Consider the following 21,403-nt stretch of genomic DNA (forward strand, 5'->3'; position numbering starts at 1 on the left):
ATGGACAGCTAACAATGCGCCATGGGCGCATTGCGTTAAGGGTTGCGACCCTTAACAATCCCGGGGAAGGGGACGCCCTCTATCGCAGGGCGTCCCCTCTTGAAAAACAGTCCACCGGACTGTTTTTCAATTCACCCCTTGTGGAGCTCCTTCGTAAAGGGGATTTCGCCCTCTGCGGAGGGCGACCAAAGGGCGCCGCCCTTTGGAAACCCGCAAGCCTTTGAAAAGGCTTGAGCGAAACTTTTACCTTTATCGTTCCGTTAGTTTTGCTTTAGCTTTAGATATCAAGATTCTGAACATACTTAGCGTTCTTCTCGATAAATTCACGTCTTGGCTCTACCTTATCTCCCATAAGAATGGTAAATATCTCGTCCGCCTTAGCAGCGTCCTCCAGCTCGACCTTGAGCATAGTTCTTGTTTCGGGATTCATAGTAGTCTCCCAAAGCTGCTCGGGATCCATCTCACCAAGACCTTTATATCTCTGAACGATCATCTTTCCGTCGCCGTCAGCGGAAAGCTCGTTTATATACATATCCCTCTCCTCATCAGAGAAAGCATACTTTGCAATTTCCTTCTTGCCCTTTCTCTTAGCCACCTTGAAAAGTGGCGGCTGGGCAATGTATATGTTGCCGTTTGTAATGAGAGGTCTCATATATCTGAAGAAGAATGTGAGCAGCAGCGTTCTGATATGAGAGCCGTCCACATCGGCATCGGCCATAATGATTATCTTGCCGTATCTGAGCTTTTCGATGTTGAAATCCTCGCCGATAGATGTGCCTAAAGCCGCAACAACGGGCATAAGCTTCTCATTTCCGTAAACCTTGTCGATACGAGCCTTTTCAACATTGAGCATTTTTCCCCAAAGGGGAAGAATGGCCTGATACCTTGCATTTCGTCCCTGCTTTGCAGAACCGCCCGCAGAATCTCCCTCCACGATGTAAAGCTCTGTAAGCTTGTTGTCCTTATCATAGCAGTCGGAGAGCTTTCCGGGGAGAGAAGCGCTGTCCATAGCGGACTTTCTTCTTGCAGTCTCTCTTGCCTTTTTAGCCGCCTCTCTTGCCTTCTGAGCATTGACAGCCTTTTCAAATATAGCCCTTGCCTGCTCGGGATTTTCCTCAAGATAGCACATAAGCTTCTCGTAAACAATATCCTCCACAAGGGGTCGTGCCTCGGGATTACCGAGCCTTCCCTTTGTCTGACCCTCAAACTCGCAGTTTGTGAGCTTAACGGAAATGATAGCGGTAAGACCCTCTCTCACATCGTCGCCGATAAGCTTGTCGGCGTTGTCCTTAATGAGATTGAATTTCTTTCCGTACTCGTTGATGACCTTGGTAAGCGCATTCTTGAAACCATTCTCGTGGGAACCGCCGTCAACGGTGTGGATATTGTTGGCAAATGAACGTATATCCTCGTTAAAGGACTCATTCCACTGCAAAGCCACCTCCGCAGTAGAATCTCCCTTCGAACCGCTTACATAAATGACCTTGTCGGTCAGCGGCTCATAGCCCTTCACCTTGTGTATATGCTCAACGAACTGCCTTATTCCGCCCTCGTAATGAAGAACCTCAGACTGGATATTATCATCATCTCTCAGGTCGGAGAAAACAATTCTCACGCCCGCATTAAGAAAAGCCTGTTCTCTGAGACGTTTCAGCAGAACCTCATACTCATAAACGGTAGTCTCGGTAAATATGAGCGGGTCAGCCTTGAACTTAACGCTTGTACCCGTCTCGGTGGTGTCACCGATAATTTTAAGCTCCTCGTCGTAATGACCGCCGTTATGAAATCTCTGGAAATAAACGTGCTTGCCGTCCTTGACCGTAAGCTCCAGCCATTCGGAAAGAGCGTTAACAACGGAAGCGCCCACGCCGTGAAGACCGCCTGCCACCTTGTAACCGCCGCCGCCGAACTTGCCGCCAGCGTGGAGAATGGTGTAAACAACGGTAGCCGCCGAAATGCCCTCCTTGGGGTGGATACCGACGGGAATACCACGACCGTTATCCGTGACCTCGATAACATCCCCCTTGAGGATATTTACCTTTATCTCTGTGCAGTAGCCTGCAAGTGCCTCGTCAATGGCGTTGTCAACTATCTCGTAAACCAAGTGATGAAGACCTCTGGGACCCGTCGAGCCGATGTACATACCCGGGCGCTTTCTTACGGGGTCAAGACCTTCAAGAACCTGTATCTGGCTTTCATCATAAGCCTGTTCGGGAGTATTGTTTTGAATATCAGACATAAAAAGTGACCTTTCCTTTCTGTAAATACGCCCCGAAAGCAGGACATATTGCGGTTATGTTTATTACTATCTGTATAAAATATAAATATTATACAAAATTATCTGCATCTTTTCATAATTGTAGCGGAGGAAACATTTGAGATATAAACTCTCTCCCTGCCTTCCACCGTGGCTATAACAAAGGACTTGGGCATTTCATAGGAAACCGAAACGGCAGATTTTCTCTTACCCGAAGCGGCAAGATATTCCTTTGAGACCTTGCTCACCGAGGTATTTTCGATGTCAAAGACCCCGATGATATCCGAGTCTCTCACCACCGTGTCGCTGCCAAGATGTATATACATTCCATCACCCTTTCAGCTCCGTGACCGTACCGCCCTTAACGGAAAAAATTTTCCCGTCGGAGTTTCCGATAACTCTCCTGTCGCAGCAGGTGATAAAAACCTGCATACCCTCGATATTTTCCAGAATGAACCTCTGCCTGCCCGTGTCAAGCTCGCTGAGAACATCATCGAGGAGCATAACGGGAGCCTCTCCCGTCTGATCCTTGATTATCTTAGCCTGAGCGATTTTCATAGCCAGCGCAGTGCTTCTCTGCTGCCCCTGAGAGCCGAACTCCCTTACGGGAAGCCCGTTTATTGTGGCGCACACATCATCACGATGAATGCCGCAAAGGGTGTAGCCTGCCCTGATATCATCATCAGCACCGCTTCTGAGCTTTTGAAGATATATCTCAAAAAGCTCCCCCTCGTGGTCTGTCCTGCCCTCAAGCCTTTTATATATAGTTGACTGATAGTATAATTTCAGAGTTTCATTACCATCTGTAATTTTATTATATAAACTTTCAGTATAACTATTTAGATTATTACAATAAGTATTACGAATAACGGAAATATACGCCCCCGTTTTAGCAAGCTGAACGTCCCACACATCAAGCATACTCTTGTCCGCCCTGCCGAAAGCGATGTCCTTGATAAGGGCATTTCTCTGACTAAGCAGCACGTCATACTTGTTAAGGGCATATACGAAGGATTTTTTCAGCTGTGAGGCGGAGAGGTCGATAAAGCTTCTGCGGTTATCGGGAGAACCCTTTGCCAGCGCCAGATCCTCGGGAGTAAAGACCACACATTTCAGATTTCCGAAAAGTCGTGACAGAAGTGGAACTTTTACGCCGTTGAGGGCAATGCACTTATCCTTCACCGAGCTTTTCTTCACCTCAAAATCAATTTTCTGCGGACGGAAAGATTCTTTAAACTCAAGTGAAATACTTGCCTTGTCCTTGTCGAAGCCGATAAAATCCCTGTCTCTCGTGCCCCGAAAGGAGCGGCAGCCCGTCATAAGCCACACAGCCTCGATGAAATTGGTTTTCCCCTGAGCATTATCTCCCCAGAGGATATTCATTTTCTCATGAGGATAAATATCCGCCCCGGAAAGATTTTTATATCCGTCGGCGCAAACGTGGGTGATTATCATCAGATGACCTCGAGCCTCAGGATAATATCCTCGGCATTTATCTCGGCGATATCACCGGGACGGAGCTTTTTGCCTCTCATCGTGCAGACTTCCCCGTTCACCTTAACGATACCCGAAGCTATCATATCCTTAGCCTCCGAGCCGATATCCGCCGCTCCGGAAAATTTAAGGAGCTGCTGCAGCTTGATGAACTCGGTGGTTATCTTGATTTGTTCGGTCTGAACTTCCATATGCATTCGACCTTTCGTTATGTTTGGTTTCTATTTATACTATTGACTTGAAATTGGCAATTTAATTTGCTTTGCTTGACCGTTACAAGCAAGAACGCTTTCACAATGCGCCACGGGCGCATTGCGTTAAGGGCAAGCCCTTAACAATCCCAGGGGAACGCCCTCTATCGCAGGGCGTTCCCCTCTTGAAAACAGTCCACAGGACTGTTTTCAATTCACCCCTTTGCGGAGCTCTTCTAAGGATAAAGAGTTTCGCCGTCTGCGGACGGCGACAAGGGGCGCCGCCCCCTTGACCCCCGCAAGCCTTTGGAAAAGGCTTGACCGAAACTTTTACCTTTTGGGCTCCGTTAGTTTTTCTTGTCTTTGGTTTATTCCGCCTTTAATCTAACCGGCAGCACAAGGAACGTAAATGCGTCCCCGTCCACAGGGATCATCTTCATAGGCGAAAGACCGCCGTTCAGGAGCAGCTTTACCTTATCCGACTCGGAAGCCTTGAGAGCGTCAAGGAGATACTTACAGTTAAAGCCTATATCCACCTTATTTCCCGTAACATCAACGTTGAAAACGTCGGAAAGCTTACCGAGGGAGGTGGAGCAGCTTATCTTGACCATACCGTCACCGAAAGAGCATTTAACGGGAGCCTTAGTCTGCTCAACGATAAGCAGGGAGCATCTTTCAAGGCTTGCGATAAGGTCTTTAGTATTAAGGATAATTTCGGTGGTATGGTTCTGAGGGATAGAACCCTTATAATTATGGAACTCGCCCTCCAGCAGTCTTGAGATAACGGTATATCCGCTTATATCGAAGGCAATGTGCTTTCTTGAAACATACATATTGACAGGCTTTTCGTCATCGTCTCTCAGAAGCTTGGACACCTCGGAGAGAGCCTTAGACTTGACAACGAAATGATACTTGTCCTCTGTGTTCAGCTTTTCGGTTCTGACAGCCAGTCTGAAACCGTCAATAGCAACGAGGTTGAACACCCCGTTCTCGATATCGAACAGCTCACCTGTAAGTATTGGCTTATTATCCGAAACCGATACGGCGAAAATGGTCTGGCTTATCATATTTTTAAGAAGAGCCTGAGGAACGCTCACGCAGTCGGAGGTGTCGTAATCGGGCATAGCGGGGTAATCGTCGGCGGAGAGGGCGAGAATGTTATACTCGGCGTCGCCGCCCTTAATGGTAGCCTTGAGCTTCTCATCAATTTCCACAACCACATTTTCCGAGGGCATTTTTCTGACGATCTCGGAGAACAGCTTAGCATTAACAGTAAACTCCCCGTGATCCTCCGACTGCACCTCGATAGTAGTTCTGATACCAAGCTCCAGATCATAGCCCGTAAGCTCCAGTTCATTTTTATTGAGATACATTTTGATACCCTCTAAAGCGGTAACGGGGGATTTAACGGGGACAGCTCTTGAAACATTATTCACAGCCTCATTAAGCACAGACTGTTTACAGATAAACTTCATTTTAATTATTCCTTTCATTTATGATACGCCTGAGAATATCTATGTTAATTTTTTTGATTACAACAAGGTAACACTACTTGCTTTGAAAATTACAATACGGTAACAATACAAAACAAATAATTACAAAATAGTAACAGTAATAGGGGTGTTGAAATTATCAGAACTCCCCACATTCCTGCTTCCCGAAAGGGTTTTCGGTTAGACACTCACACGTTGAAATTTTCCTCTCTTTCGTTGAAACTCGTTGAAGAAAATTCCGACCCTATTAAGGTCGTTCAAACCGTTGAAATTTTCTTAAAAGTAAAGCGTGCTCCGCCGAAAATTTCGTTGAAAGTCTGTATCGGTTCACGGGCAGATTCAAAAATCTGTTGAAAACCACATTTATACTTTTTGTAAAACCAAAATGTAACAACTTGTAACCAATTTGTAACTATGGATTTTGTCACATTAAAAGTTTTGAACAGTCAATTCAACAAGCTGTTGAAAACTGTTGATATAACTTTCTGTAAAATCAAACTATCTGTATATTTTATAGATAATATTACAAAATGTAATTGATTTTCATTACCCACACATCACCGTTATTTTCCAAAAACCGCTATAATTCGTGATTTTTGAATTTCTGTTGAAAAAGTTACATTTTGTAACTTTTTGTAACCGGATTGTAATGTGGTTGTTGAAAGTTTGATTTATGCTGATTTATAGCGGATTTGTTGGGGATTTTATACTTTGTTTGGGACTGAAAGCTGTGCGGGGAGCAATGCGCCACGGGCGCATTGTGTTAAGGGTTGCGACCCTTAACAATCCCGGAGGGGAATTGGTCTTGTTCCAAGCCCGCCCTCTATCGCAGGGCGTCCCCTCTTGAAAAACAGTCCACCGGACTGTTTTTCAATTCACCCCTTGCGGAGCTCCTTCGTAAAGGAGATTTCGCAGATAAACTTTGTTTATCATTGCGGAAGGGCGACAAGGGGCGGGGCTTGTTTGCAAGACCAATGCCCCCCTTGACCCCCTGCCACCTTTGAAAAGGTGGACGAAACTTTTACCTTTTGGGACTTGTTAGTTTTGCTGGGGTCTTTAACTTGTTGCGCCCTTAATATTCTTTATAATATCCTCGATAGTTTCCTTTGTACCCGAATCTGTTGCGACAGCTTCGGAGATACTGTCGATATAAAAAGATACTGTTGAATGATTTTTTCCGCCCAGTTCCGCACCGATATTCTGGAGCGAAAGCTGAGTCATTTCTTTAATGACATAAGCCGCCACTTTACGTGCGGTAGATATCTGAGAGGAGCGCTTCATACTTCTTATATCGTCGCTTGTAACGCCATAGATGCCTGCCACCTCTGCGATTATCCTGTCCACCGTAACGGGGGCGATGGTATCGTCGCTGAGAATTTCTCTGATGGCGTTCATCGCCTGAGTCATAGTTGGGGGAGTACCCATAAGGTGCTGAGAAGCTTTAAGCTTTTTAACGCAGCCCTCCAGCTGTCTGATATCCGCCTTGAGCCTTGTGGCGATAGTTTCCACCACATCGTCCGTAAGGGTAAGGTTAAGGAGATCAGCCTTTCTTTTAATGATGGCAACTCTTGTTTCAAAGTCGGGGGGAGTGATATCGGCGATAAGACCCCACTCAAACCTTGTCCTTATTCTCTCCTCAAGTGTTTTGATATCCTTCGGAGGTCTGTCCGAGGTAAGTATTATCTGTTTGCCCTGGCTGTGAAGCTCGTTGAAGGTGTGGAAAAACTCCTCCTGGGTGGACTCCTTACCCGAGATGAACTGGATATCGTCCATTAAGAGGACATCGGCATTTCTGTATTTTTTTCTGAAAGCGTGGGTAGTCTGTTCTCTGATTGCATTTATCAGCTCATTGGTAAACGCTTCGCCCGTAACGTAAATGATGTTGGTATCGGGCTTGCTTGACTTGATAGCGTTTGAAACTGCGGTAAGCAGGTGAGTTTTGCCAAGACCCGAAGGACCGTGGATAAACAGGGGATTATAAACGCCGCCCTGATTTTTTGAGACGGCAACGCAGGCAGCGTGGGCAAACTCGTTTGATTTTCCCACGATAAACGTATCGAAGGTGTAGTCATATTCGGCATTTGAAAAGGTAAGCTCCAGTTCTTCTCTGTCTTTGATGGGCTTGGAGTCATTCTCGTCTGAAAGCTCTGCGGGAGATATGTTTATCTCAACATCGAAGCCCATAACGTTCAGGAAAGCCTCTTTGAGCATTTTCTCATAATTTTTCATAATGATGCCCTGCTGGAATTTTGACTGCACCGTAAAGTATGCAACATTATCCTCAAGCTTGACGGGCTTCATAGAGTGTATCCACATATCGTAGGCGACGGAAGTAAGCTCGCCGTTCACCACTTTCTGGTGGATAAGTTCGAGGACCTTTTCAAAAACCTCGTCGAAAGATTTCATAAAAAACCCCTTTCGGAGCGGAAGAAAAACCGCATAAATGGAGTGTTGAATACCCTTCAGGGCAAAACAACACTATTTTATCCTATTATACCATATTAACGAAAAAAAATCAAGCTTTTTTTTCGGGCGGACGGGCATACTTTTACCGTCTGAAAAAACAGCTTTTGCAAAGATATCTCTGTAATTTTATTATAGCACAAAAGTTTTAATTTGTCAAGTATTCCGGAAAATTTTTTCTTATAAGGGCTTATGAGCATTGCATAAAAGCTTCAAAAAGGAGCATAAAAAATCCGTTTTCCTTGTTAATAAATAAAAAAATAATTAAATTTAAAAAAAAGACTTGACAGGGGGGAGCATTATGAGTTATACTATAACATTGATGGGGTATCCATACAAGAATCAGGAAAATGGTTCCCCCCTTTATGAAAAGTAAAGGCAATAATTTTTAAATAATAATGATAAAGGAGGAGAAGAACAGTGAAAAGAACATATCAGCCTAAGAAGCTCCACAGAAAAAAAGAGCACGGCTTTATGAAGAGAATGTCCACAAAGAACGGCCGCAAGGTGCTGGCACGCAGAAGAGCAAAGGGCAGAAAAATGCTCACATACTAATGCTGATGCGGCAGGATCCGGCAGCAGTACGCTTGGCTCGGACAATGCGCCGGTCGGGAGCATTATGACCGCAAACCATAAATTTGCGGTCATATTTTTTAGCCGGGAAAGGAAAGCATATGCTCTACACAATAAAGCTGAATAATAATAAAGATTTTGTGAGGCTTTACAGCAAGGGCGCCTTTATCTCGGGCGGACTGTGTACAGTCTATTACCGCCGCAACGGCACAAAGCAAAACAGGATAGGCATATCCACCGGCAAGAAGATAGGCAACGCTGTGGCAAGGAGCCGTGCAAGGCGTGTCATACGTCATGCGTACAGGGAAAACGAACAGGATTTTCCCAAGGGCTTTGATATCGTTGTCAGCGCAAGAGCAGGCAGCACGACCTGCAAAAGCTATCATATCGGGAAATTCTTTAAAAGCAGGGTGATACCTGCAATGAAAGACCCCTCCAAACAGAAAAGGCAGATAAAGAAATGACGCCGTTAGACAAGCTTTCGGAGCTTTTAAAGCTCATAGTATTGCTGCCCATAAAATTCTACAAGAAATTCATATCTCCCTGTCTGCCGCCGAGGTGCAGATATTATCCCTCCTGCTCCACATATGCGGTGCAGGCGATAAAGAAGCACGGCGCAGTAAAGGGAATGATTCTCGGAGCGTGGCGCATACTCAGGTGCAATCCCTTTGCACGAGGGGGAGTAGACTATGTTCCGGATAAGTTTGACCTGTTTTATTATAAGAAAGAAAATAAGCAATAGACTTTAATTTGATAAAGCATTGCAGTATATATATAAAGAAATGCCTTAAAAAGGAAAGGAAGATCATAAGAAATATGGGATTTATATCTGAGCTCATAGGCTATCCTCTGGGATTTATAATGTGGGCTATCTATCAGGTGTTTAAAAATTACGGAGTAGCCATTCTGCTGTTTACAATTGTAACACGACTTGTAATGGTCCCCCTGTCCGTAAAGCAGCAGAAATCAAGCGCCGCAATGGCAGCTTTCAGCCCCAAGCTTGAGAAGCTCAAAAAGCAGTATGCAAACAATCCCCAGAAGCTCCAGGAGGAGCAGATGAAGCTCTATGCCGAGGAAGATATCAATCCTATGGCGTCCTGTCTGCCCCTTATCCCCCAGCTTCTTTTCCTCTACGGTATATTTGACGTTGTATACCGTCCTCTCACTCATATCCTTCATATAAACAAAGAAGAGGTAACGGCTCTTAAAGCTATAGCTGCACCTCTTTTCGAAGGCAACAGCTATTTTGATGCCCGTCCCGAGCTGTATATATTGCAGGCTGTAAAGGACAACGAGGCTATGTTTATGGGAGCCCAGGGCGTTACTGCAGATGTGCTTGATAAGATAGCTTCCTTTGACAATAAGCTTTTCGGACTCATTGACCTTGGTGCCATTCCCAAGTCCGTATTTGCTGAAGGCACAGTATGGAACGCTGCGGCAGTAGGTCTTGTGCTTATACCTATCATCTCCGGTCTCATTCAGCTCATAATGACCTTCTACACAAATGCAAAGCAGAAGAAGCTCAATCCCGAAGCCTCCGCACAGATGGGCAGTATGAACCTGATGCTTTATATTATGCCCTTTTTCTCTGTGTGGATCGCATTCTCCTATCCCGCAGGTATCGGTTACTACTGGATATGCTCTTCTCTCGTAGGATTTATCCAGTCAATTGTCCTCAATAAAATTTACACACCCGAATATGTGGCAAAGCTTGTTGAAAAGGACAAGATGAAAAAGAAGAACAAGAAGAAGTCCGGCTTTATGCAGAAGTATAATGAGCTTTTGCAGGAGGAGCTTAAAAAGCAGAACGGTTCTTCATCAAATAACAGCAGCAGGATCGCCGCTTCGGCAGTCGTAAAGGACGAGGAAACAGGCGAGGATATCAAGCTTTCCAAATCCCAACTCAAGGAATACGAAAGAAAGATTATTGCCGAAGCAAGACGCAAGCAAGCCGAAAAATACGGCGATGAATACATCGACGACGATAAAGATTAAGGGAACCTCTTAAATTGCCACCAAAAATCCGAAGCAGAAAGGATGTATCAATATGAAAAAGGAATTTACCGCAAATACCGTTGAAGAAGCAAAAGACCTTGCCGCAGCAGAATTCGGAGCTGACAAGAGCAAAATCAAATTCACCGTACTTGAAGAAGAAAAGAAAGGCTTTTTAGGCTTCGGAAAAACAGACGCAAAAATTCTTGCGGAATATGAGCCTTCAAAGGCTGAGACCGCTGCCGAATACATCAAAGCTATCCTCTCCTGTATGGATATAGAAGCAGGACTTGAGATAACCGAAAACGAGGACGGTGCTGTTATCGACATTACGGGCGATACCACCGGAGCAGTTATCGGCAGACGGGGCGAGACCCTTGACGCTATACAGTACCTTGCTTCAATGGCTGCAAACCGCAGCGACAAGGAGTATTACAGAATTACACTTGACTCCTGCGGTTACAGAGAAAAGAGAAAGGCAATTCTCGAGGATCTTGCAAGAAAGATATCCAAGACTGTTCTCAGAACAGGCAGAACTTCCACTCTTGAGCCTATGAATCCCTATGAGAGAAGAATTATCCACGCTGCTGTCAGCGAGATCGAGGGAGTTACCTCCAAGAGCATTGGTGAGGAGCCTTACAGAAAGGTTGTTATCTCCTCCGTAAACGGCAGACCCGAGCGCAGACAGGGCGGCAAGAAGGGCGGATATGACAAGTCCCGCAGAAGAAGAGAGCCTCAGGCTCATTCAATGGACCTGATGAAAACTTCTTTCGAGAAGGATTATAAAAAGCCCAAGCCCGAAGACAGTATGACTGACGGTGAGCTTTACGGAAAGATCGAGCTTTGATGCTCATTAAAATGTGCGGATAAAAGCCGCCTGAAAAAAAGTTTTTTAAGGGCGTCCTTTGGGCGCTCTTATTTTGTAATTGCATTATGATCTCAGCCGAGTTTTTTTCGTAAGAAAAAACTCTCGGGAAAGGAATAGTTATTATTATGCAGGGTAATACCATTGCCGCCATCTCCACCCCCCGTGCGGCAGGGGGAATTTCAATGATACGAATTTCGGGGGACAATGCCCTTGAGATAGCCGATATGCTTTTTAAGCCCGTTTCACGAAAGGTAAAGCCTTCGGAAATGGAAGGCTACACCTGCGCTTACGGAAAGATCTTTTCAAAGGACGGGGAGGAGCTTGACGACTGTATACTCACAGTTTTCCGTGCGCCCCGTTCATATACGGGTGAAGATGTGGTTGAAATATCCTGCCACGGTGGTATTTTTATAACCGAACGAGTTCTCAGGGCGGTTTATGACTGCGGCGCAATGCCTGCGGGTGCAGGTGAATTCACAAAGCGTGCTTTCCTTAGCGGCAAGCTGTCTCTTACTCAGGCGGAGGCGGTAATGGATATCATTTCCGCAGAGGGAAAAGCCTTTTACCGCAGGGCGGCAAATGTGAAAGAGGGTGCGCTTTACAAGAGCATTAAGGCTTGCTCGGATAAGCTTCTGGGACTGCTTGGAGAGCTTGATGCCTGGGTGGATTATCCCGATGAGGACATTCCCGAGGTTAGTCCCGAAAATATGACTGCTGTTCTCACAGATGTGCTTTCCGAAATAAGGAAAATAAGCGCAGGCTATGACAACACAAGGATACTCAAATCGGGTGTTGATACGGTCATTGCAGGCAAGCCCAACGTTGGCAAAAGCACTCTTATGAACCTGCTTGCAGGCGAGGAAAAGAGCATTGTCACCGATATTCCCGGAACCACAAGGGACATTGTGGAGGAATCTGTCCGTCTGGGTGACATCGTTCTGAGACTTTCGGACACCGCAGGGCTTCGTGAGACAGAGGACATTGTGGAGGGTGCGGGAATTGAAAAAGCACGCCGCCGTCTTGAGACCGCCGACCTTATCATTGCCGTATTTGACAACAGCACACCTCTTGACGATGATGATATGAAACTTATTGAAAGCTGCAAGTCTCTCTCGGGTGTAAAGGTAATTGCTTGCATAAACAAAAGCGATAAAAATTCACTTATAGAAAAGGAAAAAATTGAAGCCGCTTTTGAAAATGTCATTGAAATATCCGCCGAAAACGGTGATGGCAAGGATAAATTACAAAATGTATTATATGATATATTTATTACAGACAGTAATATTTACAATGACATTTCGGTAAACGAGCGGCAGAAGCAATGCCTTGACAATGCAGGAAAATGCATTGATGAAGCCCTTATTGCCATATCCTCGGGAACAACTCTTGACGCTGTTAACATCATTCTTGACGAGGCTCAGAGCTATTTGCTTGAGCTTACGGGGGAGAGAGTGTCCGAGGCGGTTGTTAATGAAGTATTTTCACATTTCTGCGTGGGTAAATAATTATGAAAAACAAATATCTTGAAGAGCTTGGACTTAAAAAGGGGGAGTATGGAAGCGATTACTCCGAAATAAGTCACAAGCAAAAGAAAAAATTTAAGAAGCAGAGAAAAAAATACGGTTTTGACGAGCGGGAAACGTGGAATTTAGATACAAGTATGGCTGAATGGCTTTATTCACGTCTGATGATGTTTACCGAGAAAGGCGGAAAGGTAGTTGACCTTGAGTATAACACCTTTGAATTTAAGGACAGGACATACACTGAGCTTGAAGCCATTGAATTTATCAAGGAAAAATGCCGCCGCTATCTCACATATGAACTGACGGACGATGATGTGACTTATGATGAAATAAATGCTGAAATGACAGAAGCATTGCATCTGCTTGCAGAAATATTTCCCGCTTTGTGGTGGTAATTCTTATAGATAGGAAGTCAAACAATGGAAAAGTATTATATAGATGATTATGATGTAGCCGTTATCGGCGCAGGTCACGCAGGTGTTGAAGCTGCGCTTGCAAGTGCACGTCTTGGCGTAAAGACTGCCCTGTTCACCATTTCCCTTGACGCAATTGCAAATATGCCCTGCAATCCGTCCATAGGAGGAACAGCTAAGGGACATCTTGTCCGTGAGATAGACGCTCTGGGCGGACAAATGGGCAAATCCGCCGATAAATGCTTTATTCAGAGCCGTATGCTCAATCGTGGAAAGGGTCCTGCGGTACACAGCCTCAGAGTTCAGGCGGACAGGGTCAAGTATCACGAATATATGAAAAAGGTCTGCGAGGATCAGGATGATCTTGATATCAAGCAGGCGGAGGTTGCCGAGATAATTGTCGAAAACGGCGTTGTGAAGGGAATCGTCACCGCTCTGGGTGCGCAGTATAATGTGAAAAAGGTCATTGTTGCAACGGGAACTTATCTGAAGGGCGTTATTCACGTGGGCGATGTATCATATGAAAGCGGCCCCGATGCCACACTTCCTGCAAGATATCTGTCTCAGAGCCTTGAGAGCATTGGGGTGAAGCTTCGCCGTTTCAAAACGGGAACTCCCTCACGTGTCCACAAAAGGAGCATTGATTTTTCAAAACTTGAACGTCAGGACGGCGATGAGGACATTCAGCCCTTTTCCTTTGAGACACCCCGAGAGGGTCTTAAAAACATCGTTTCCTGCTATGTGGCTTACACAAACGAGGAAACTCACAAGGTCATAAAGGATAATATTCACCGTTCGCCTTTGTATTCGGGACGTATTCACGGGGTGGGTCCAAGATATTGTCCGTCTATTGAGGACAAGATAATGCGGTTTACCGAGCGTCCCCGTCATCAGCTGTTTATTGAGCCTATGGGACTTACTACGGACGAGTATTATCTGCAGGGAATGTCCTCGTCGCTGCCCGAGGACGTTCAGCTTAAATTCCTGCGGACGATAAAGGGTCTTGAGAATGTTGAAGTTATGCGAAATGCATATGCTATTGAATATGACTGCTGCGACCCTCAGGATTTGCGGCACACTCTTGAATTCAAGAAAATTTCCGGACTTTACGGTGCGGGGCAGTTCAACGGCACCTCAGGATATGAAGAAGCCGCAGCACAGGGACTTATTGCAGGAATAAATGCGGCACTTTCCGTTCTGGGCAGGGAGCAGATAACCTTGCCCCGTTCATCGTCCTACATAGGCACGCTTATTGACGATCTTGTTATCAAGGGCTGCACCGACCCTTACCGAATGATGACGGGACGGAGCGAGTATCGTCTGCTGCTGAGACAGGACAATGCGGACGAGAGACTTACACCTATCGGTCACGAGGTAGGGCTTATTTCAGATGAGCGTTATGCTGCATTTCTGAAAAAGAGGGAGCAGATTGAGACGGAGATCGAGCGCATAAAAAAGAAGACCGTCAGCCCCACACCCGAGCTTAATGCTATGCTTGAAAGCAGGGGAACGGCTCCTATTTCCACGGGAATACGCCTTTCCGAGCTGATAAAGCGTCCTCAGATATCTTATGAGGACACCGCACCCTTTGATGATGAAAGAAAGCCCCTTCCCTATGAGGTTTGCGAGCAGGTTGGACTTCGTATCGAGTATGACGGATATATTGCCCGTCAGCTTATGGAAGTAGAACACGTCCGCAAGCTTGAGGAGAAAAAGCTGCCTGCCGATGTGGATTACAAGGACATAGAGGGGCTGAGTCTTGAGGCAATTGAAAAGCTCAACAAGGTGAGACCCGAAAATATCGGTCAGGCGGGAAGAATTTCGGGTGTTTCTCCTGCTGATGTTAGTGTGCTGGTTATCTGGTTGTCCAAGCAGAGGGGTTCAGCTGAAAAGTAAAAAATGTTCCACGTGGGCAGGGGTCGCCCTGCGGCGAGATCGCACTGTTAGATGCATAAAGCTGAAAAATCTTTCTGCGCATTTAGTAATATTGAAAATGTTCCACGTGGAACAGCGGGGTTCGCCCTGCAGCGAGGTCGCACTGTCAGATCAATGAAGCTGAAAAATCATTCTGCGCTTGTTAGAAATATAAAAATGTTCCACGTGGAACAATAAAATAAAAATTTTTTTGGGAGAATAAAATATGGCTGTATCGACCGTTAAGGCTGTATTTCAAACGGACGTAAAATCCGTATGGGATATAGTAACATCTTTGGATAATTACTCTTGGAGAAGTGATGTTGAAAAAATTGAGGTCATAGATGATAACCGTTTTATCGAATACACGCCCGACGGCTATGCCACAAAATTTACGGTTACGGCAAAGGAACAGCTTAAACGCTGGGAATTTGATATGGAAAATGATAATATGAAGGGTCATTGGACGGGGATTTTTTCGGAGAATGACGGTCAGACGGAAATTGAGTTCACTGAAGATGTGACAGCTAAGAAGCTGATAATGAAGCCTTTTGTTAAAATGTATCTGAAAAAACAGCAGGAGAAATATATTTCGGACTTGAGAAAGGCTTTGGATAAAAATTATGAGGATAAATAAGGGGCAAATGAAATGAGTATTCAAAATATAAACACCGAAGCAGGACTTCGAAAGAAATCCTTTGTGCTGTATTTTAACGGCGGTTCTATATGGTGTGAGCATCTTGATGGTATGGGTGATATGAAGGAAAAGGTCATTGAGAAATTTCTAAGTGACAAAAAAAGCTTCTGCAGACCCTCTATGACTTCTTTTGTTATCGTAAATCTTGACGAGACTGAGATAGATGATGACATACTTTCCTGCATATACGATACTTTTGTGGGTTCTCAGAAAAGGTTTATGAAAATTGCGTTTGTGGGTGTGAAAAAAATCGGGGACAGAAATTATCTTCGTGAAATTTCTCGGAAGAAGGGCTGTCCCGTTGAATTTTTCGATGATTTTGAAAAGGCAAAATGGTGGGTGCTGCCATAACCTGAAGTAAATTGTTCCACGTGGGCGGGGGTCGCCCCGCAGCGAGGTCGCACTATCAGATAAACAAAGCTTTAAAATCAATCTGCGCATTGAGAATTGAGAAATGTTGTAAATGTTCAACGTGGAACATTTTAAATCTACATAATACAATAATATTTTCAGGAGAATTACAATGGCCATACTTCCCTACAATGAACTATCCGCCCTTTTTGAAAAGAGCGGTATGACCGTAAACGAGGAGCAATACAGGCTTCTTGACAAATACGCCGAGCTTTTGGTGGAATACAACAAGGTGATGAACCTTACGGGCATAACAGACCCCCTCGGCATTTCCGAGAAGCATTTTTTAGACAGCCTGCTAATTTTTAAGCTTGCGGATATTTCCGAAAATTCGGCTGTTATTGATGTGGGAACGGGTGCGGGCTTTCCCGGTGTGCCTATGAAGCTGTATCGTTCCGACCTTGATGTTACTCTCCTTGACAGCCTTAATAAGCGGATAAATTTCCTTGAAGCGGTTTCTCGTGAGACCCTGCCTATGACCTGCATACACGCAAGGGCAGAGGAGGGCGGACGGAAAAATGAGCTTCGTGAGAGGTTCGATATCGCCATTGCAAGAGCGGTGGCGGCGCTCCCTGTTCTGGCGGAATACTGTATGCCTTATGTAAAGGTGGGCGGCAGCTTTATCGCAATGAAGGGACCCAATGAGGATATTTCTCAGGGGGAGAATGCGGTAAAAATTCTCGGCGGCGAAATTTCGGATATCATAAACTATGAGCTTCCCTCGGGAGACAAGAGAGTTATGGTCATTGTGAAAAAAATCTCTCCCACACCGACAAAATATCCACGCAATGGCGGTCAGATCTCGAAAAAAAGTCTGTGAAATTGTTGAAAGTTGTTTTTTGAAGAATGATTATCAGCAATATTCACGAAAGTTTTGACTTTATTTTATGCATAAAGGGCATTACAATAATATCATAAAGAAATGGAGATGATATTATGGCAATGCCCTTTAAATCTGCCCTTGAAAATTTAGGCGGAATTATTATGAACGAAAAAACCGCCGCAAGGGTGGTTATGCTTGATATGGACAGAATATATCCAAATCCCAATCAGCCACGGTGCAGGTTTCCCGATGAAGAACTTGAGGAGCTGGCGGCAAGCATTAAAAACAGTGGACTTATTCAGCCTATAATCGTCCGCAGGCTTGATGTGGGGTATGAACTTATCGCAGGGGAACGCAGACTTCGTGCGGCAAGGCTTTGCGGAATGACCGAGATAGCCTGTATTATCGTTGACGCAAGTGAGCGCAGCTCGGCGATGATGTCCCTTGCGGAGAATATGCAGCGCAAAGATCTGAATTTTTTTGAGGAAGCTGAGGCAATTTCCGCTATGACACAGCTTTTTGGATTTACTCAGGAGGACGTGGCTTTAAAGCTTGGAAAATCACAGTCGGCAGTTGCAAACAAGGTGAGACTTTTGAAATTTTCACGTTCAGAGCGGCGTAAAATGATAGAATACGGCTTTACCGAGCGCCACGCAAGAGCGCTGCTGGCGGTGGAGTCTCCCGATATCAGAGCGGATATTATTGAGGAAATTTACGAGAGAAAACTTAATGTTGAAAACACCGAGCGGCTTATTGAAAGTTATTCAAAAAAGACCAGGGAGTTACAGAGAATACGCAAATGCAAAGGTGCTTTTAAGGACGTGAGAATATTCGTTAACACCATAAACCACGCAATCGAGGTTATGCAGGCGGCGGGGATAAATGCAGAGGTGAAAAAGACCAGGGAAAAGGACTATATTGAATATGTTGTCCGTATTCCGTCAAATTGATAGTGGGGGACGCTCAGCAGCAAGATCAAACTATCATATCAATAAAACTTTAAAATCATTCTATGTCTGTTAAAAATGCAGGAAATGTTCCACGTAAATGTTCTACGTGGAACATTTAGCTTGATAAAGTGGAGAAATGAAAAAAGTTGCACAAATAAACATAACACTAAAAGTTTCGCTCAAGCCTTTTCCAAAGGCTTGCAGGTTTCCAAGTAGGGCGATTGGTCTTGTAAACAAGCCCCGCCCTTTGGTCGCCCTTCCGCAATGATAAACAAAGTTTATCTGCGAAATCTCCTTTTATCCTTCAAAACGGAGCAAGGGGTGAGAAATGCGATAGCATTTCGAGGGGAGGCGAACACGACCGCCTCCCCTTGTAGAGCGGTTGAGATAACTTACCCTCAAAAACGTTCCGGTGGAACGTTTTTGACGAAGCAATTTCTGCATTGATTTGTGCATATTATATGATTGTCGTTTTTTTTTCGACAGACTGAATGTTCCACGTAAATGTTCTACGTGGAACATTTTTCAAAGATGCATAATGATTTAACTTTTTATCAAATTTACGGTATGTACTTATATATACTTTAGATTATTCAACATAATATTTATCGTAAAATGTTCCACGTGGAACATTTTATTTTTTATGGTTATTGCTACTTGAAATCAGTTAGAATTGATGTTATAATAAAAATACACTATTCCATTTGATAAAAAATATGATGTGAAATGTTCCACGTGGAACAATCAGACGCAGAGATTATTATAAAACTATAATAAATTCACGGTGCGACATTGCTGCAGGGTGACCCCTGCCCACGTGGAACAATTAAAGGTGAAACAATTAGATTTAAGGACTGATAAAATGACTAAAATAATCGCAATAGCTAACCAGAAAGGCGGCGTCGGTAAATCCACCACAGCCGTTAATCTTGCAGCTTGTATCGGTATCAGGGGCAAGAAAGTCCTCTGCATTGATATGGACCCTCAGGGAAACACCACAAGCGGCTTCGGTATACGAAAAAAATCCGTTTCGGTGACCATATATGACGTGCTTATGGGCAAGCGCAGAATTGGCGAGGGAATTATCGAGACTGCCTATAAAAACGTGTCGGTAATATGCAGCACATCGGCTCTTGCAGGTGCGGATATCGAGCTTGTGAACCTTGATAACCGATCAAACCGTCTAAAAATGCAGCTTCTGACCGTTAAAAACGACTATGATTACATAATAATTGACTGTCCGCCTTCTCTTTCGCTTCTGACGGTAAACGCACTATGTGCATCGGACAGCGTGCTGATCCCGCTTCAATGCGAGTATTATTCCCTTGAGGGACTATCTCAGCTTGTGGAGTCCATCAAGAGAGTCAAGAAAAATTACAATCCCAATATTGACATTGATGGAATTGTATTTACAATGTTTGACGCCCGTCTTAACCTCACAAATCAGGTAGTTTCAGAAGTGCAGAAGCATTTCCCGAAAAAGGTGTACAGAACCGTAATTCCCCGTAATGTAAAGCTTTCCGAGGCTCCAAGCTTTGGAAAACCGGTTATTTACTATGACAAAACATCACGTGGCGCAGAGGCATATGAAAAGCTTGCGGAGGAAATGCTCACCCGTCACGGCGTCACCGATATCAAGCCAAAGCCCATAAAAAAGAGGCTTTTAGGCTCTGCGAAAATATAAGAAAGGTTGGTATGATAAATGGCTCTCGGATCAGGTCTTGACATACTTTTTGAGGATAACGCTTTTGAAAGCAAGGATATAAAAACTCTCAGAATGTCCGAAATCGAACCCAACAAATCTCAGCCCAGAACCGTTTTTGACGAGGATAATATCAAAGGGCTTGCAGACTCCATAAAGGAGCACGGTCTTATTCAGCCCATTGTAGTACGCCCTCTGCCCAACGGCCTTACATATCAGATAATCGCAGGAGAACGGAGATGGCGTGCCTGCAAGCTGCTTAAAATGGAAGAAGTCCCTGTTATTATCCGTGAGACAGACGAGCTTGAGGCTGCTGAGCTTGCAATTGTGGAAAATGTTCAGCGTGCAGACCTTAATCCCGTTGAAGAAGCAATGGCTTATCGCACTCTTTTGGATAAATACGGTATGACACAGGACAGGCTTGCGGAGGTTATGGGAAAATCCCGTTCATATATTGCAAATATGACCCGTCTGCTGAGCCTTCCCGAGGAGGCTTTGAATGCTCTCGGCGAGGGAGAAATATCCGTCGGACACGCAAAGGTACTTATGTCGATCGAGGATAAGGACAGCCTTATTTATGCGCTGAATACGGTAATCAAAGAAAAACTCAGCGTCCGTCAGACCGAAAAGCTTGCGGCGGAGCTTAACAGGGGAGAAGAGAAGAAAGAACCTGCTGTCAGCAGAACTACGAAAAATTATTTCACCGAAATGGAGCTTAGCCTCAAGGAGAGACTTGGCAGATCAGTCAAGATAAGCGGCAGCAGCGGTGAAAAGGGCAAGATAACTCTCAGTTTCAGCGACAAAGAAGACCTATGCCGCCTTGCGGATTTCCTTATACTGTTTGAGTCGGGAAATTCGGAAAATAACAACGGTATCAGCGAAACTGCTACGGACTGAGTTTAAAATGCATAGAAAAATCCCGTCATTTTTGCGTAAATCAAAATGACGGGATTTTTGTATCAAAGACCCTTAAAAAAATCATCATATTCAACAGATAAAATCTTTTTTATCAAAATTATTTCATCGGGATAAAGATGTCTCTGACCGACCTCAATTTTTGCAACGGCACTTCTTGTAATATCACAGCCGCTTAATTGAAGCTTTGCGGCAAGCTGTTCCTGAGTAAATCCGCTTTTTTCTCTCAGTAATCTTACATTGTTTCCTACTGCGGTTTCAATTTCTTTGTTCATTTCCAACAAATCCTCCCGTTATATTTTTGCACTTGTATAGGTGCAAAAGTCATTGACATTATTATATGCCTATGTTATAATATTATTGCACTTATATAGGTGCAATAAGAAAAATTGGAGGAATTGCTATGTTAAAATTATTTATCAAGAGAATGTTTGCCTCAGCTTCAGATTTTTGGATCTGTTCTCGCTGTGGTACAACAAACCTAAAAGGAAGTATGTACTGCAAGCAGTGTAAAAACCGCCGTCCCTATTGAGTAATGCGTAAAAATCATTCTCAAAGTAAAAGCCGCTTAATGTTCAGCTTATGGAGTGCCCCCTGTCAAGTAGACAGCTGAAAAAACAAAAGAATATTTAGAATTTGTTCAAAATCCACCCTGCTGCGCAGCAGGGTGGATTTTTCACGCCGCCGCTGCCGAATGGTATTCCATAGGTGTCATACATTTCAA

Annotated in this window: 21 protein-coding genes; 14 read left to right on the forward strand and 7 right to left on the reverse strand. The window is 44.5% G+C overall.

Annotation, left to right across the window (positions count from 1 at the left end; translation table 11 throughout):
• Nucleotides 1-277 precede the first annotated feature (277 nt).
• From gyrB to dnaA, 6 genes are all read right to left on the reverse strand, one after another.
• Nucleotides 278-2,239, reverse strand: a complete 1,962-nt coding sequence (gene gyrB, locus ACR0QN_RS06935) for a DNA topoisomerase (ATP-hydrolyzing) subunit B (RefSeq protein ID WP_432650471.1) — start codon at nt 2,237-2,239, stop codon at nt 278-280.
• Between the two features lie 98 nt (nt 2,240-2,337).
• A complete protein-coding gene (remB, locus tag ACR0QN_RS06940) occupies nt 2,338-2,583 on the reverse strand; it encodes an extracellular matrix regulator RemB (RefSeq protein WP_432650472.1) in 246 nt (81 codons plus the stop codon).
• A gap of 4 nt (nt 2,584-2,587) precedes the next feature.
• Nucleotides 2,588-3,712 carry a DNA replication/repair protein RecF gene (recF, locus tag ACR0QN_RS06945; protein WP_432650473.1) on the reverse strand — a complete coding sequence of 375 codons (1,125 nt, stop codon included), beginning with the start codon at nt 3,710-3,712 and terminating at the stop codon, nt 2,588-2,590.
• Nucleotides 3,712-3,942, reverse strand: a complete 231-nt coding sequence (locus tag ACR0QN_RS06950; protein ID WP_432650474.1) for an RNA-binding S4 domain-containing protein — start codon at nt 3,940-3,942, stop codon at nt 3,712-3,714. Before ACR0QN_RS06950 ends, recF begins: the two co-directional genes overlap by 1 nt.
• Before the next feature lie 368 nt (nt 3,943-4,310).
• Nucleotides 4,311-5,417, reverse strand: coding sequence for a DNA polymerase III subunit beta (dnaN, locus tag ACR0QN_RS06955; protein ID WP_432650475.1), 1,107 nt, complete (start codon nt 5,415-5,417; stop codon nt 4,311-4,313).
• Nucleotides 5,418-6,491: 1,074 nt separating this feature from the next.
• A complete protein-coding gene (gene dnaA / locus ACR0QN_RS06960; RefSeq protein WP_432650476.1) occupies nt 6,492-7,841 on the reverse strand; it encodes a chromosomal replication initiator protein DnaA in 1,350 nt (449 codons plus the stop codon).
• A 477-nt stretch (nt 7,842-8,318) separates the two neighbouring features.
• Here dnaA and rpmH point away from each other — a divergent pair, with 477 nt between their 5' ends.
• The 14 genes from rpmH (at nt 8,319) to ACR0QN_RS07030 (ending at nt 20,661) form a co-directional block, all read left to right on the forward strand.
• Nucleotides 8,319-8,453, forward strand: coding sequence for a 50S ribosomal protein L34 (rpmH, locus tag ACR0QN_RS06965; protein ID WP_178726858.1), 135 nt, complete (start codon nt 8,319-8,321; stop codon nt 8,451-8,453).
• A 119-nt stretch (nt 8,454-8,572) separates the two neighbouring features.
• Nucleotides 8,573-8,935: a ribonuclease P protein component gene (rnpA, locus tag ACR0QN_RS06970; protein WP_432650477.1), complete on the forward strand. Its 363-nt coding sequence runs from the start codon at nt 8,573-8,575 to the stop codon at nt 8,933-8,935.
• Nucleotides 8,932-9,213, forward strand: a complete 282-nt coding sequence (yidD, locus tag ACR0QN_RS06975; RefSeq protein WP_432650478.1) for a membrane protein insertion efficiency factor YidD — start codon at nt 8,932-8,934, stop codon at nt 9,211-9,213. The genes rnpA and yidD overlap by 4 nt, the downstream gene beginning before the upstream one ends.
• Nucleotides 9,214-9,287: 74 nt before the next feature.
• Nucleotides 9,288-10,466, forward strand: coding sequence for a YidC/Oxa1 family membrane protein insertase (locus ACR0QN_RS06980; protein WP_432650479.1), 1,179 nt, complete (start codon nt 9,288-9,290; stop codon nt 10,464-10,466).
• A 52-nt stretch (nt 10,467-10,518) separates the two neighbouring features.
• Nucleotides 10,519-11,310: an RNA-binding cell elongation regulator Jag/EloR gene (gene jag, locus ACR0QN_RS06985; protein ID WP_432650480.1), complete on the forward strand. Its 792-nt coding sequence runs from the start codon at nt 10,519-10,521 to the stop codon at nt 11,308-11,310.
• Between the two features lie 146 nt (nt 11,311-11,456).
• Nucleotides 11,457-12,836, forward strand: a complete 1,380-nt coding sequence (gene mnmE, locus ACR0QN_RS06990) for a tRNA uridine-5-carboxymethylaminomethyl(34) synthesis GTPase MnmE (protein ID WP_432650481.1) — start codon at nt 11,457-11,459, stop codon at nt 12,834-12,836.
• 2 nt (nt 12,837-12,838) lie between these two features.
• On the forward strand, nt 12,839-13,249 hold the full coding sequence (locus ACR0QN_RS06995; RefSeq protein ID WP_432650482.1) for a hypothetical protein: 411 nt from the start codon (nt 12,839-12,841) through the stop codon (nt 13,247-13,249).
• Nucleotides 13,250-13,273: 24 nt separating this feature from the next.
• Entirely contained in the window at nt 13,274-15,163 is a 1,890-nt protein-coding gene (mnmG, locus tag ACR0QN_RS07000) for a tRNA uridine-5-carboxymethylaminomethyl(34) synthesis enzyme MnmG (RefSeq protein ID WP_432650483.1), read from the forward strand.
• 244 nt (nt 15,164-15,407) lie between these two features.
• Complete coding sequence (locus ACR0QN_RS07005) at nt 15,408-15,818, forward strand: SRPBCC family protein (protein ID WP_432650484.1); 411 nt, start codon at nt 15,408-15,410, stop codon at nt 15,816-15,818.
• A 12-nt stretch (nt 15,819-15,830) separates the two neighbouring features.
• Nucleotides 15,831-16,229 (forward strand): hypothetical protein, encoded by a 399-nt coding sequence (locus ACR0QN_RS07010; RefSeq protein ID WP_432650485.1) that lies wholly within the window; start codon nt 15,831-15,833, stop codon nt 16,227-16,229.
• Between the two features lie 172 nt (nt 16,230-16,401).
• Complete coding sequence (rsmG, locus tag ACR0QN_RS07015; RefSeq protein ID WP_432650486.1) at nt 16,402-17,109, forward strand: 16S rRNA (guanine(527)-N(7))-methyltransferase RsmG; 708 nt, start codon at nt 16,402-16,404, stop codon at nt 17,107-17,109.
• Between the two features lie 116 nt (nt 17,110-17,225).
• Complete coding sequence (locus ACR0QN_RS07020) at nt 17,226-18,062, forward strand: ParB/RepB/Spo0J family partition protein (protein ID WP_432650487.1); 837 nt, start codon at nt 17,226-17,228, stop codon at nt 18,060-18,062.
• Between the two features lie 862 nt (nt 18,063-18,924).
• Nucleotides 18,925-19,746, forward strand: a complete 822-nt coding sequence (locus ACR0QN_RS07025; RefSeq protein WP_432650488.1) for a ParA family protein — start codon at nt 18,925-18,927, stop codon at nt 19,744-19,746.
• Nucleotides 19,747-19,764: 18 nt separating this feature from the next.
• Nucleotides 19,765-20,661: a ParB/RepB/Spo0J family partition protein gene (locus tag ACR0QN_RS07030; protein WP_432650489.1), complete on the forward strand. Its 897-nt coding sequence runs from the start codon at nt 19,765-19,767 to the stop codon at nt 20,659-20,661.
• A 62-nt stretch (nt 20,662-20,723) separates the two neighbouring features.
• On the opposite strand, the gene ACR0QN_RS07035 is transcribed toward ACR0QN_RS07030, so the two are convergent.
• Nucleotides 20,724-20,954, reverse strand: coding sequence for a helix-turn-helix domain-containing protein (locus ACR0QN_RS07035; protein ID WP_432650490.1), 231 nt, complete (start codon nt 20,952-20,954; stop codon nt 20,724-20,726).
• Nucleotides 20,955-21,403 lie beyond the last annotated feature (449 nt).

The organism is Huintestinicola sp. (assembly GCF_050874005.1).
In the GTDB taxonomy this organism is placed as follows: Bacteria; Bacillota; Clostridia; order Oscillospirales; family Ruminococcaceae; genus Huintestinicola.